Genomic DNA, 12,802 nt, shown 5'->3' on the forward strand with positions numbered 1-12,802 from the left:
TCAATTGCTGCCGCCAGTCAGGTTAGCTTCCATTTTTTCTTCGCGGGTAAATTTGAAACGGGTGATGACGACCCACAGGTCATCTTTATCACTCGACAACATATTCGGTGGGAAACGGCCGAACGGCGCCGCGCGGCGCACGATGGCCAGGGCTGCCGCGTCCAGCGCGGGATTACCCGAGCTTTTTTCCACGCGGACGCCGCCCTCTTTCTGGTAAATCGTGCCATCCTGGAAGATGGGGATGTAGACGACCAGTTCGCCATACATCTTGCGGCCATTGTTTTGCGGGAAATTCAGGGTGCCGATTTCCTCGATACGCTTTTGCAAGGTCTTGTAATACATGGCATAGCCGACCTCCTGCGTACTGGGCGTAATAAAGGTCTTGCGCGGGCGCTTGTTCTGGTCTTCCACGGTCTGGCTGATCTCGGCTGCCATGCGGGCGATGGCCTTGCTGCTTTCCATCAAGTCCGAACCGGAGGCCAGGGGATTGGGCTTGTCTTTTTCCGTGACGGGCGCGGCGCTGTAGGGCGTCGCCTTGGCCGCCTGCGTCAGCAGTTCCTGCTGCTTCTGCTCCAACTCGGCGATGCGCCGCGCGCTGGCCTTGACGCTGTCGCCCTCTTCCACCTTGCGCATATCGGGCAAGGGCGACTTGGCGCGGCCCTTGTCGGCCTGGCCACCACCGTCGAGGTTGGCTTGTGCCAGGGCATCGGCCTTCAGCGGCTTGTCCGCATGCTTGGCATTGACCAGTATTACTTCCAGGCCGGGATCGGTGGCGACGGCCCGCTGCGGGGGCGGGGCGACAAAATGCATCGCCAGCAAGGCGCCGTGCGCCAGCAGCGATACCGCCACGGCGATCATCAGGAAACGATTCTCTCGGAAAGACTTCACGCGCAACCCAGTTAGCAACAAGCACACCATACAAGATGGCTGAATTCTACGTCAAAGGGCGACGCGGGAAACAGTTTTAGTCCCGTTTTTCACGCCGCCCCGCAGCCTTACTTGACCTCGGGCTCGCTGACCACGTCTTCGCTGGCCAGTTCCGCCACTTCCGCGTCCGCGTCGCTGACCTGGTTCGCCGCTTCCGGCGAGGCCTCCGCCGCCGCGTCGCCCTCTTCCGCGCCTTCGTCGTCCGATTCCTCTTCGTAGTCGAGCTCGGCATCGGCCGCCGCATCGGGCACGGCGGCGATTTCCAGCAAGCGCGCTTCGATGCTCAGGTCGACTTCATCCCAGCGCAAGAGATCCAGCTTGACCTGCGCACCGCGCGCCACCGATGGCATGCCCGGCAGCTTGATGACCAGCGGAATGTCGACCAGGCGCAAAATCTCGTCTTTCAGCACGACGGCATCGACCTGGCGCGCGTTTTCCTGGTGCAGCCAGCGCAAGCACCAGTAGCGTTCCATATTCGACTGGAAATCGCCATACGCTGCATACGCGGCGTCGAAGGCCGAGACGATGGCGAACAGGTTCGCATCGCGCGGCTTGAACGGGGCCACCAGCGGCGCCGTCACGCCATGCTCGGCGCAGGCGATGATTTGCCACTGGTTCACCAGGTCCGTGTAGCGGCGCAAGGGCGAGGTGCTCCACGCGTATTGATCCACGCCCAGGCCCTGGTGCGGCGCCGCATGGGTGACCATGCGCACCTGCATCTTTGCCGCCCAGCTATTGCCGCTGCCGCCGCCCTGGCTGCGGTAGATGCCGGGCACGCCATGGTCGTGCAGCATCTTGCCCCAGGTACTGTTGGCAAAAATCATCAATTCGGCGACGATCTTGTCCAGCGGCGCGCCACGCTTGCGGCGCGCCACGGTGACGATGTCGTTTTCCACATAAAAGTTGAAATCGACGCGGTTATTCTGTTCCGGCTTCAGGCCGAACGCTTCGCGCTTCTTCATGCGGCCCTGTTCCAGCTGCTGCGCCCATTGCCACAGGATGGCGAAGTCGGCCTTGTGCGGATAGTCTCCCTCGCCGCTGGCCAGGGTTTCCTCGTTGACCAGGTCGTCGAGCTGGTTATGGCGCAAGTTGCTGGCGATCGGCACCAGTTCGGCGCGCGTCTGCGTGCTGACCACGGCCCAGTCGGCTTTCGGGTCCAGAGTGGCGTACAGCGACAGGGCCGGGCACGTCGTGCCTTCCGCCAGGGTAAACGCATTGACGATTTCGTCCGGCAGCATGGTGATCTTGTCGCCCGGCATGTAGACGGTCGACATGCGCTGGCGCGCCATCTTGTCGATCACGTCTTCCGGACGGATGCCCAGGCCCGGCGCAGCGATGTGTATACCCACTTTCACGGTGCCATCCGGTAACGGTTGCACGGAGAAGGCATCGTCGATCTCGGTCGTGGTCACGTCGTCGATCGAGAAGGCGGCCACGTCGGCCAGCGGCAGCTTGGCCGTCACGGCGGGCACGGGCACGGTGGGGAAACCGGCGCCTTTCGGGAAGTTTTCGAAGAGGAACTTCGACAGGTGCAAGTCTTTCGGCGAAGCGATACCACCGACAGCCAGCATCAGGCGCGGCGGCGTCGTGTGCAATTCCGTGCACGCCGCTTCCAGCGCCTTGTATTCAATCGTGTTCTTGTCCGGCTTGAACAGCAATTGCAGCACCATGGGCTGCATCGAGGCGGGCAAGCGGTTCTGTTTCAGCTCTTCCACATAGCCTGCCTGCACCAGGGCCTGCTGCTTTTTCTTTTCGATGCCGGCCAATGCCGCCTTCAAGGACGCTTCCGGCGCCGCCTTGTAGCGGCCACGGCCCTTCTTGTAGAAATACACGGGCGCCGAATGCAGGGCGAGGATCAAGCCGGCCGCTTCCGGCGGCAAGGGGGCATGGCCGAAATACTCGGCGCCCAGCTCGGCAAAGCCGAACTCGTCTTCGCCCGCCACTTCCCACAGGAAATCGAGATCGATCTCGGCGGCAACAGCCTTGGCTTGCTCGAGCAACTCGGCCGGGGCCGGCTTTTCATACTGCAGCAGCACGTCCTTGACCTTGACCTTGGTGCGCTTGCCGCTGGCCATCTCGACCTGATACGCTTCACCCGCTTGCGACAGGACCGTGCCGACCTTGAAATCGCCGGATTCTTCAAAAAATAGATTCATTGTTATGCTTTGTTTATTAGTGTGTCGGTTGCAGCGGTGCGAGTGATGGACGTCAACTCGAGCACCGCCGGCAAAAATACTTCTGTTACCAGCAGCAATCCCTGGTGACGCTGATACAGGCAGCGGCGGGCAAAAAACAGCGACTTGTCGTTGGCGCGCCGCCCTTCCAATGCCAGCGCCGCCTGCGCCCGCTGCACCAGCGGGTGCCCGGCACGCAAGCGGGCAAATTCCAGTGCACCGCGGCGTACCATGCGGTCGCCAAACAGCGTCGTGCCCAGCGAACGCTCGCCCAGCGCGGAAAACAAAGGCCAGTCCGTGGCCGTCGCCTGCATGGGCACGACGGTATGGCCAAACACGGCCGGTCTGTTATCACAACGCAACAGCACTTCGCGCTCCCATACCCGGCCCGCGCGGTGCAAACCAATGATGGCGGCCTCGTCGCTCAAGCAGCGTGCCGTTTCCTGATGCAAACATTGCACGCGGAACGCCTGGCTATGCGCTTTCAGCTTGGCCGTCAGCGAACCGCCGCCCGTGAGCCAGTGGCGCAGGGCCGGCGGCGCATTGACGGCGTTCACGTGCGCATGCCATTGCGCCTGCCGCAGCGAACCCGGCCTCACTGGGCAGAGTCCGCGTCGATGCCGCAAAAGGCCAGCACGGGCGCCACGTATGCGGCAAATTCGCTGATGCCATGGTCGCTGCCGTCGATGACGCACTGCCGCGCACCCTGATAATGCGCCACCATATCGCGGTAGTCGAGCACTTCATCGCCGGTGGCGGCGATCAGGAAGTAACGTTGCGACTCAGTAATTTTCTCTACAGCAAAGGTTCCAAGTTCGGCGATGTATTCGCGCTTGAACTCGAATGGCTTGTCCGAATGGAACTCCGTCGTCACGCCCACATGCTGCTCCAGGTCGATCAGGGGCACGATGGCAGGATTGAGCAGCACGGCGCGGCAACCGAGCCGCTCGGCCAGCCAGGTGGCGTAATAGCCGCCCAGCGAGGAGCCGATAATCGTCAGGTCGGCCGGCGCCACGTCTTTCACTAATGACAAGGCCAATTCAATGGCCAGCTTGGGCGAAGCCGGCAATTGCGGGCACAGCCACTGTGCTTCGCGGCCCAGCGCCTGCATCTGCGCGGCCAGCAGGCGCGACTTCATCGACAGGGGCGACGAGCGGAATCCATGCAGGTACAGAATCATCGACCCAGCGCCTCCAGCAATTTCTGGTGCACGCCGCCAAAGCCGCCGTTGCTCATGACGACGATCTGGTCGCCGGGACGGGCGCTGGCGGCCACGGCGGCCACGAGGGTATCGATGTCTTCATAGGCGCTGGCAATCTTGCCCAGCGGCGCCAGCGCGTCGCCCAGACTCCAGCCCAGCGCGGCATGACTGCCAAAACCGAAGACCAGGTCCGCATCCTTGAGGCTGCCCGGCAACGCCTCTTTCATGGCGCCCAGCTTCATGGTGTTCGAGCGCGGTTCCAGCACGGCCAGGATGCGGCCGCTGTCGCCTATCTTCTGGCGCAAGCCGCCCACGGTGGTGGCAATGGCCGTCGGATGGTGCGCGAAATCGTCGTACACGGTGATGTCGTTGACCACGCCGCGCACTTCCATGCGGCGCTTGACGCTCTCGAACGTGGCCAGCGAAGCGCACGCCTGGGCAATGGGCACACCCACGTGGCGCGCGGCGGCGATGGCCGCCAGCGCATTGCTGCGGTTGTGCTTGCCCGTGAGCGCCCAGGCCACATGGCCTTCCTGCTGGCCATTGAAGAAGACGTCGAAGCTGCCGTCGGCCTGCTCTTGCAGTTGCCAGTGAGCATCTTGACCAAAACTTTCCTGTTCGCTCCAGCAACCGCGCGCCAGCACGCGCTGCAGCGATGCTTCGTCGCCGTTGTACACGAGGCGGCCGATGCCGGGCACGGTACGCACCAGATGGTGAAATTGCGTCTCGATCGCGTGCAGATCGGGGAAGATGTCGGCGTGATCGTATTCCAGGTTATTCATGACGGCCGTCTTCGCGTGGTAATGCACGAATTTGCTGCGCTTGTCGAAGAAGGCTGTGTCGTACTCATCGGCTTCGATGACGAAGAAGTCCGACTCGGCGCTCTTGCCGTCGATCTTGCCGCTGAGGCGGGCGGAAATGCCAAAGTTCATCGGCACGCCGCCGATCAAAAAGCCCGGCGCGTAGCCCGCGTCTTCGAGTATCCAGGCCAGCATGGCTGATGTTGTCGTCTTGCCATGCGTGCCGGCCACCGCCAGCACCCACCGATTGCGCAGGATGTGTTCGCCGATCCATTGCGGGCCAGATACATAGGGCAGGCTGCGGTTGAGGATTTCTTCCACCAGCGGGTTGCCGCGCGAGACGACATTGCCAATCACATACAAATCCGGGTTCAGCTTGGTCTGTTCCGGATCGAACCCCTGGATCAGTTCGATTCCCTGCGATTCCAGCTGAGTGCTCATCGGCGGATAGACGTTGGCATCGCAACCGGTGACTTTATGGCCGGCTTCCTTGGCCAGGACGGCCAGGCCGCCCATGAAGGTACCGCAAATACCGAGAATATGAATATGCATGTGATCAGTGCGAAAGGTGCACGCTTAAGTAAGTAAGACGGTGAGATAAAAAACAGCAAGTGCAGGATTTTACCTGACGCCATGACTTTTTCCGCTTCGGAGTATCATCTCGCTCATGACGAACGATGCATTTGACGATAGCGCGCAGTTGCGCCTGGAAATCGCCGCCGCTGCCGCGCGCCTCGTGGCGCAGGATGGCGCCGACTATGGCAGCGCCAAGCGCAAGGCGGCGCGGCAAGTCCTCGGTGACGCGCCGAACCTGACCAATGTACTGCCTGACAACGACATGATCGAAGAACAGGTGCGGCAATACAATGCCCTGTTCCTGGCCGACAGCCAGCCGGCGCGCCTGTTCCAGCTGCGCACGATTGCGCTGCAGGTCATGGAAGCGTTGCAACAATTTCATCCCCTGCTCAGCGGCCCCGTGCTCAATGGCACGGCCGGCCCCCATGACGAGATCTATTTGCAGCTGTTTGCCGAGAGCGCCAAGGAAATCCACATCTTCCTGCTGAATAAAAATGTCGTGCTCGACATGTCGGAAAGCCCGCATTTCAAGGGAGCGCGTTATGATGCGGTCGAGACAGCCAGTTTCTTGTGGAAAAACGAAGGCGTGCACGCCGCCATGTATGAGCTCGACGATATGCGCGGCGCGCTGAAAGCCAAGGCGGACGGCAAGGTGCTGCGCACCGATATCGCCGGGCTGCGTAGCCTGCTGGCCGCCAGCCTTGCCGATGGCGTGCCGGCTGCCGACTAACATTGATATAGATAAAGTTATGACAAAAAAGAATTGGATCGCCTGCGCCATCGTCGCGCTGATGTTTGGCGGCATGGGCGCCTACGTCGGTTTAAGCAAGGAAAAAGCGAAAGCAGCGGGACCGCTGACGACCACGATCGCGCCAGGCGCGACGGGCCCCGTCAACGAGCTGTATGCGCTGTCCTTGCCGGACGCGGCGGGCGCCACGCAAGCCTTGTCGCAATGGAAAGGCAAGAATTTGCTGGTCAATTTCTGGGCGCCGTGGTGCCCTCCTTGCGTGGAAGAAATGCCGGAGTTATCCGAAGTGCAAGGCCACTATGCGGCAAAAAACCTGCAGGTGATCGGCATCGGCATCGATTCGGCCAGCAATATTGCCACTTTTGCCAGCAAATTCAAGATTGCCTATCCCGTGTATGTCTCCGGCATGAGCGGCACCGACCTGTCGCGCCATTTTGGCAATGCCACGGGCGGTTTGCCGTTTACGGTGCTGATCGGCGCCGATGGCGAAGTCAAAAAGACCTATCTGGGCCGCTTGAAATTTGATCAGTTACGCGCCGATCTGGATAAATTGTAAATTCGGAGCGTGCTTTTTTCTCTTGCCAATGCGTATCTTTGGCGGCAAAATGCGGAACTTTCGCTAAAACGGTCTTCCATACATGGCAAAAAACCTCCTTCTGCTCAACGGTCCCAACCTGAATTTGCTGGGAACGCGCGAGCCTGAGGTCTACGGCGCCAGCACCTTGGCCGATATCGAGCAGGCAGCAATGGCGCAAGCCATGGCGGCCGGTGCCGACCTGGTCTGCTTTCAAAGCAACCACGAAGGCGCGCTGATCGACCGCATCCATGCCGCGCGAGCGGAAGGGATCGATGCCATCGTCATCAATCCGGGCGGCCTGACCCATACCAGTGTTGCCTTGCGCGATGCGCTGGCCGGGGTCGCCATCCCGTTCGTGGAAGTCCATATCTCGAATATTTATCAACGCGAAACGTTTCGACATCACTCATTTCTCAGCGCGATCGCGCAGGGGACGATCTGCGGGCTAGGTATCGATGGATATCGGTTTGCCATCGACTTTGCGCTTAAAAAACGTTAATCTACGCGATCTGCACGCATTTAGCGCGGCGATAGGCTCTTGGACATCACCGCATCACTCATAAAACAAACTACATTCCTAGGGGTTTTACATGGATCTACGAAAACTCAAGACCTTGATCGACCTGGTCGCCGAATCGGATATCGCAGAGCTGGAAGTTACCGAAGGCGAAAGCAAGGTTCGCATCGTCAAATCGTCGGCCATGCCGCAAAACCAGATGGTCATGATGCAGCCGCAAGGCATGCAAGCGCAATACCAGCCAGCCGCGCCAGCCGCCGCTCCCGCTGCGGCACCTGCCGTCGTGGTCGCCGCCGAGCCAACGGGCTATGTGGTCAAGTCGCCGATGGTCGGCACCTTCTATCGTTCCTCCGCTCCTGGCAGCGCCGCCTATGTTGAAGTGGGCTCGACCGTCAAGGAAGGTGATACCCTGTGCATCATCGAAGCGATGAAGCTGCTGAATGAAATCGACTCCGATAAAGCCGGCGTCGTGACCCAGATCCTGGTCGAAAACGGCCAACCGGTCGAATTCGGTCAACCCTTGTTTGTGATCGGCTAAAACCCAGTCCACACGGCCGGCAACGGCCGTTTGCAGTTTTAGCCCCTCACACTTGTTGTTTCGCCGGCTCGCCGGCTCTCACAGACATACGCGAACCTACCATGTTTGAAAAAATCCTGATTGCCAACCGTGGTGAAATTGCCCTCCGTATTCAGCGCGCCTGCCGCGAAATGGGCATTAAAACGGTTGTAGTCCACTCCGAAGCCGACAAGGACGCGAAATACGTCAAGCTGGCCGACGAATCCGTTTGTATCGGCCCGGCACAGTCGACCCTGAGCTACCTGAACATGCCCGCCATCATCAGCGCCGCTGAAGTGACGGATGCGCAAGCGATTCACCCAGGCTATGGCTTCCTGTCGGAAAATGCCGACTTTGCCGAACGCGTCGAGAAATCGGGCTTCGTCTTCATCGGTCCCCGCTCCGAATCGATCCGCCTGATGGGCGATAAAGTATCGGCCAAGCAAACCATGATCAAGGCTGGCGTACCGTGCGTACCCGGCTCCGAAGGCGCGTTGCCGGACGATCCGAAAGCGATCGTGCAAATTGCCCGCAAGATCGGCTACCCGGTCATCATCAAGGCCGCCGGCGGCGGTGGCGGACGCGGCATGCGCGTGGTGCACACGGAAGCGGCCCTGATCAACGCCGTGGCGATGACCAAGACGGAAGCGGGCACCGCTTTCGGCAACCCTGAAGTGTATATGGAGAAGTACCTGGAAAATCCGCGCCACGTGGAAATCCAGATCCTCGCCGACGAACACAAGAACGCCGTCTGGCTGGGCGAGCGCGACTGCTCCATGCAGCGCCGCCACCAGAAAGTGATCGAAGAAGCACCGGCGCCGGGCATCCCGCGCAAACTGATCGAGAAAATTGGCGACCGTTGCGCCGAAGCATGCCGCAAGATCGGCTACCGCGGCGCCGGCACGTTTGAATTCCTGTACGAAAACGGCGAGTTCTATTTCATTGAAATGAATACCCGCGTGCAAGTGGAGCATCCCGTCACCGAGATGATCACCGGCATCGACATCGTGCAAGAACAGATCCGCATCGCCGCCGGCGAAAAACTGCGTTTCCGCCAGCGCGACGTCTTGCTGTCGGGTCACGCCATCGAGTGCCGCATCAATGCGGAAGACCCGTTCAAGTTCACGCCATCGCCAGGCAAGATCGTGTCCTGGCATGCGCCGGGCGGCCCTGGCATCCGCGTCGACTCGCACGCCTACGCCGGCTACTATGTGCCGCCGCATTACGACTCGATGATCGGCAAAGTGATCGCTTACGGCGCCACGCGCGAACAAGCGATCCGCCGCATGCAGATCGCCCTGTCCGAAATGGTGGTCGAAGGCATCAACACGAATATCGCCCTGCACCGCGAACTGATGATCGACGCGCGCTTCATCGAAGGCGGCACCAACATTCACTATCTGGAACAGAAGCTGGCCGACATGCCGGACCTGGGCAAGAACCTGAATGGCGGCAGCCCCAGCATCGCCAAGAAGTCCGAAATCAAGGCGGGCGCATGAGCTGGACGGAAATCGTCATCGAAATCGCCCGTGACAACGCCGAGGCCATGTCCGACGCGTTGATGGAAGCGGGTGCCCTGTCGGTATCGGTGGAAGACGCCGATGAAGGCACGGATGCCGAGCAGCCGCTGTTTGGCGAGCCCGGCATGGAACCGAAGGAAGCGGCGTGGGAACGCAGCCGCGTGGTGGCGCTGACGGACGTCGACGCCGACCAGGCCGCCATCGTGGCCGCCGCTGCGCAAGCGGTCGGCATGACGGAAGTGCCCGCCTTTAGCATGCGCCCCGTGGAAGAGCAGGACTGGGTGCGTTTGACCCAGTCGCAATTCGCACCGATTCACATCGGCAAGAATATCTGGGTCGTGCCCAGCTGGCACGAGGCACCGGATCCAAGCGGTCTGATCCTGGAACTGGACCCGGGCCTGGCCTTCGGCACGGGCAGCCATCCGACCACGCGTCTGTGCATGGAATGGCTGGAAGCCCATCCGGCCCCAGGCAAGACCGTGCTCGACTACGGTTGCGGTTCCGGCATCCTGGCCATGGTGGCCAAGAAACTCGGTGCGCAAACGGTGGCCGGCGTCGACATCGACCCGCAAGCGATCGAATCGGCGCGCGACAATGCCGAGCGCAACCAGTGCGAGATCGAATATTTCTTGCCAGACACGTTTGCCACGTCGGCACACGCCACGGCCAAGTTTGACATCGTCGTCGCCAATATCCTGTCGAGCCCATTGAAGCTGATGGCGCCGATGCTCTCCGGCCGTGTCGCCGACGGCGGCGCCCTGATCCTGTCCGGCGTGCTGGCGCGCCAGGCGGAAGAAGTGGCCGCTGCCTACGCACCGTTCATCCAGCTGGGTGTATGGGCCGAGCAAGACGGCTGGGTGGCCCTGCATGGCCGCCTGGGTGCAACGCAAGCGCCTGCGCCCCGCGCGGAAGGTGCATAAGCACAGCAATGGCCCTCGCCACCAAATGCCCCCATTGCAACACGATATTTCGGGTCGCTGCTGACCAGTTGAAGTTACGTGGGGGCATCGTGCGCTGTGGCACGTGCAGGGAAGTGTTTGACGGCAATGCCGCGCTGGTCGATCCAGCCGCGGCATCGCCGTTTTTAACATCCGCTCCCGGTACTGCCGCCCCGCCGTCAAGCAGTTATCTGGCCGACAACAGCCTGCCGTCCGCCACGGACGACGAACCCATCTACTCCCTCGACTTCGACACCTCGTTTGACCCGTTTGGCATCCTGCCGGAAACGGCGAAGCTCAAGGATGACGCGGACGATGGCGAGCACATCGAGCTGGATCTCGACGTCAGCCTGCCTGAAGAGGCAGCAGCCGACGCACCACCCGAACTCCCCGAAGAAACACCGGCAGAAACACCGGCCGAGCTGCCCGAACCACCGTTGCCCCAGCCAATGGCGCCCTTCAAGCGCCGCCAGGTCGATGACGCGCCCGCCTTTGCCACGTATTTGCGCGATAGCCGCCGCGAACCGAATCTGGAAACTGGCGCCGCAGCGGCGCCGCCCGCGACCGAAAAAGTCAGCCTGGACAAGCCCGTGCCGCCTGCGCCTGCCGCAGCCAGCCCCGCGCGCCGCGAACCCACGCTGGCCGACCATGCCTTCACGCCGCTGCCCGCCGCCGTTGCGCCGGCGCCAGCCGATGAGCAGGAAGAACCGGTCCTGCCGCCAGCCGACGACGAACCGGCTTTCGTCACCCAGGGCCGGCGCCGCGAACAGAGCAGCAAGGCCCTGCGCGTGGCCATGGCCGCCGGCTCGGTGGTACTGCTGCTTTTATTATTCCTGCAGGTAATGACCACCTTCCGCAATCCGCTGGCGGCGCAATTTCCGCAGTGGAAGCCGACCCTGGTCACGCTGTGCAAGCTCAGCGGCTGCCAGGTCGACTTGCCGGCGCAGATCGAGGCGCTGGCCATCGAGCAGGGCGAGCTGCAGACCCTGAAGGAACAGACGTTTTCCTACGTCTCGCTGCTGCGCAACCAGAGCCGCAGCGTGCAAGCCTGGCCCAGCATCGAACTGATCCTCAACGACGCGAACGACAAGCCCCTCTTGCGCCGCGTGATCGCGCCGCGCGACTATCTGCCGGCCACTATCGACGTGAACGCGGGGTTTGCGCCGCGCTCGGAACAAACCATCAAACTGTATTTTGCATTAGACCAGCTCACGGCGTCTGGCTACCATATCGCCATCTTTTACCCTTAACAGGCACTATCATGACCAAAACATCGCTGATCTGCGGCTCGCTTGCCACCGACACCATCATGCAATTCCCTGGCCGCTTCGGCGAATCCCTGCTGGCCGACCAGCTGCACAAGGTGAACGTCTCCTTCCTCGTGCCCACCATGCGCACGGAGTTCGGCGGCTGCTCGGGCAACATCGCCTATAGCCTGAAAATGCTGGGCGGCGACCCGCGCATCGTCGGCGTGATGGGGCAAGACAGTGCCGCCTACCTGGAGCGCCTGCAAAAGCTGGGCATTTCCACCGCCAACATCCTGATCAAGGCCGACAGCTACAACGCGCAGTGCTTCGTCACGGCCGATGCGGACAATAATCAGATCAACGCCTTCCACCCGGGCGCCATGTCGTTCGCGCATGAAAACCCGATCGCCAATGCAGGCCCGGCCAAGGTCGCCATCATTTCGCCGGACGGCGACCAGGGCATGCTCAAGCACGCCGCCGACCTGGCCGAGCTGGGCATTCCCTTCATGTTCGATCCGGGCCAGCAGTTGCCACGCTTCAATGGCGAACAGTTGATCGACTTCATCAACAAGGCCACGTATGTGTCGGCCAACGATTATGAGATGGAAATGTTGATGGAACGCACGGGCTTGACCCTGCCGGACATCGCCAGCCGCCTGGAAGCGCTGATCGTCACGCGTGGCGAAAAAGGTTCGGAGATCTATACGGACGGCAAGCGCATCGACATTCCAGTCGTGACCGCCAAGGAAGTGCTGGACCCGACCGGCTGCGGCGACGCCTACCGTGCCGGCTTGCTGTTCGGCATCACCAACGACCTGGGCTGGGAAACCAGCGGCCGTCTGGCCAGCCTGCTGGGCGCCATCAAGATCGCTACCCAGGGCGCGCAAAACCATGTGTTTACGCCGGAGAGCATCGCCGAGCAGTTCGAAGCGGCGTTTGGTTACCGCTATTAATATGTAGGTCGGGTTCGTGGGGGATGTCGGGTTACGCTACGCTAACCCGACCTACGCCCTCACATCAC

Annotated in this window: 13 protein-coding genes; 8 read left to right on the top strand and 5 right to left on the bottom strand. The window is 61.4% G+C overall.

Going from position 1 to position 12,802, the window contains the following annotated elements:
- The 5 genes from D9M09_RS22770 to mpl all read right to left on the bottom strand — a co-directional run bounded on the left by D9M09_RS22770 (position 1) and on the right by mpl (position 5,654).
- Positions 1-858 carry an energy transducer TonB family protein gene (locus D9M09_RS22770; RefSeq protein ID WP_099410775.1) on the bottom strand — a complete coding sequence of 286 codons (858 nt, stop codon included), beginning with the start codon at positions 856-858 and terminating at the stop codon, positions 1-3.
- A 137-nt stretch (positions 859-995) separates the two neighbouring features.
- On the bottom strand, positions 996-3,083 hold the full coding sequence (locus D9M09_RS22775) for a ribonuclease catalytic domain-containing protein (protein WP_121670448.1): 2,088 nt from the start codon (positions 3,081-3,083) through the stop codon (positions 996-998).
- 2 nt (positions 3,084-3,085) lie between these two features.
- Positions 3,086-3,700 (bottom strand): chorismate--pyruvate lyase family protein, encoded by a 615-nt coding sequence (locus D9M09_RS22780; RefSeq protein ID WP_070310153.1) that lies wholly within the window; start codon positions 3,698-3,700, stop codon positions 3,086-3,088.
- Positions 3,697-4,281 carry a YqiA/YcfP family alpha/beta fold hydrolase gene (locus tag D9M09_RS22785; RefSeq protein ID WP_121670449.1) on the bottom strand — a complete coding sequence of 195 codons (585 nt, stop codon included), beginning with the start codon at positions 4,279-4,281 and terminating at the stop codon, positions 3,697-3,699. Before D9M09_RS22785 ends, D9M09_RS22780 begins: the two co-directional genes overlap by 4 nt.
- A complete protein-coding gene (mpl, locus tag D9M09_RS22790; RefSeq protein ID WP_121670450.1) occupies positions 4,278-5,654 on the bottom strand; it encodes a UDP-N-acetylmuramate:L-alanyl-gamma-D-glutamyl-meso-diaminopimelate ligase in 1,377 nt (458 codons plus the stop codon). Before mpl ends, D9M09_RS22785 begins: the two co-directional genes overlap by 4 nt.
- Before the next feature lie 115 nt (positions 5,655-5,769).
- Between mpl and D9M09_RS22795 the strand changes: the two genes are divergently transcribed.
- The 8 genes from D9M09_RS22795 (at position 5,770) to D9M09_RS22830 (ending at position 12,734) form a co-directional block, all read left to right on the top strand.
- Positions 5,770-6,408: a hypothetical protein gene (locus D9M09_RS22795; RefSeq protein ID WP_070222151.1), complete on the top strand. Its 639-nt coding sequence runs from the start codon at positions 5,770-5,772 to the stop codon at positions 6,406-6,408.
- A 19-nt stretch (positions 6,409-6,427) separates the two neighbouring features.
- Entirely contained in the window at positions 6,428-6,982 is a 555-nt protein-coding gene (locus D9M09_RS22800; RefSeq protein WP_070222153.1) for a TlpA family protein disulfide reductase, read from the top strand.
- A gap of 82 nt (positions 6,983-7,064) precedes the next feature.
- Positions 7,065-7,502: a type II 3-dehydroquinate dehydratase gene (gene aroQ / locus D9M09_RS22805; RefSeq protein WP_034746628.1), complete on the top strand. Its 438-nt coding sequence runs from the start codon at positions 7,065-7,067 to the stop codon at positions 7,500-7,502.
- A 91-nt stretch (positions 7,503-7,593) separates the two neighbouring features.
- Positions 7,594-8,058, top strand: coding sequence for an acetyl-CoA carboxylase biotin carboxyl carrier protein (accB, locus tag D9M09_RS22810; protein ID WP_070222155.1), 465 nt, complete (start codon positions 7,594-7,596; stop codon positions 8,056-8,058).
- Between the two features lie 101 nt (positions 8,059-8,159).
- Entirely contained in the window at positions 8,160-9,575 is a 1,416-nt protein-coding gene (accC, locus tag D9M09_RS22815; protein ID WP_070222157.1) for an acetyl-CoA carboxylase biotin carboxylase subunit, read from the top strand.
- Positions 9,572-10,516, top strand: a complete 945-nt coding sequence (gene prmA, locus D9M09_RS22820) for a 50S ribosomal protein L11 methyltransferase (RefSeq protein ID WP_070310144.1) — start codon at positions 9,572-9,574, stop codon at positions 10,514-10,516. Before accC ends, prmA begins: the two co-directional genes overlap by 4 nt.
- An 8-nt stretch (positions 10,517-10,524) precedes the next feature.
- Positions 10,525-11,784 (top strand): DUF3426 domain-containing protein, encoded by a 1,260-nt coding sequence (locus D9M09_RS22825; protein WP_121670451.1) that lies wholly within the window; start codon positions 10,525-10,527, stop codon positions 11,782-11,784.
- Positions 11,785-11,795: 11 nt separating this feature from the next.
- Positions 11,796-12,734, top strand: coding sequence for a carbohydrate kinase family protein (locus D9M09_RS22830; protein ID WP_034780255.1), 939 nt, complete (start codon positions 11,796-11,798; stop codon positions 12,732-12,734).
- Positions 12,735-12,802 lie beyond the last annotated feature (68 nt).

The sequence above is a fragment of the Janthinobacterium agaricidamnosum genome (genome assembly GCF_003667705.1).
In the GTDB taxonomy this organism is placed as follows: domain Bacteria; phylum Pseudomonadota; class Gammaproteobacteria; order Burkholderiales; family Burkholderiaceae_D; genus Janthinobacterium.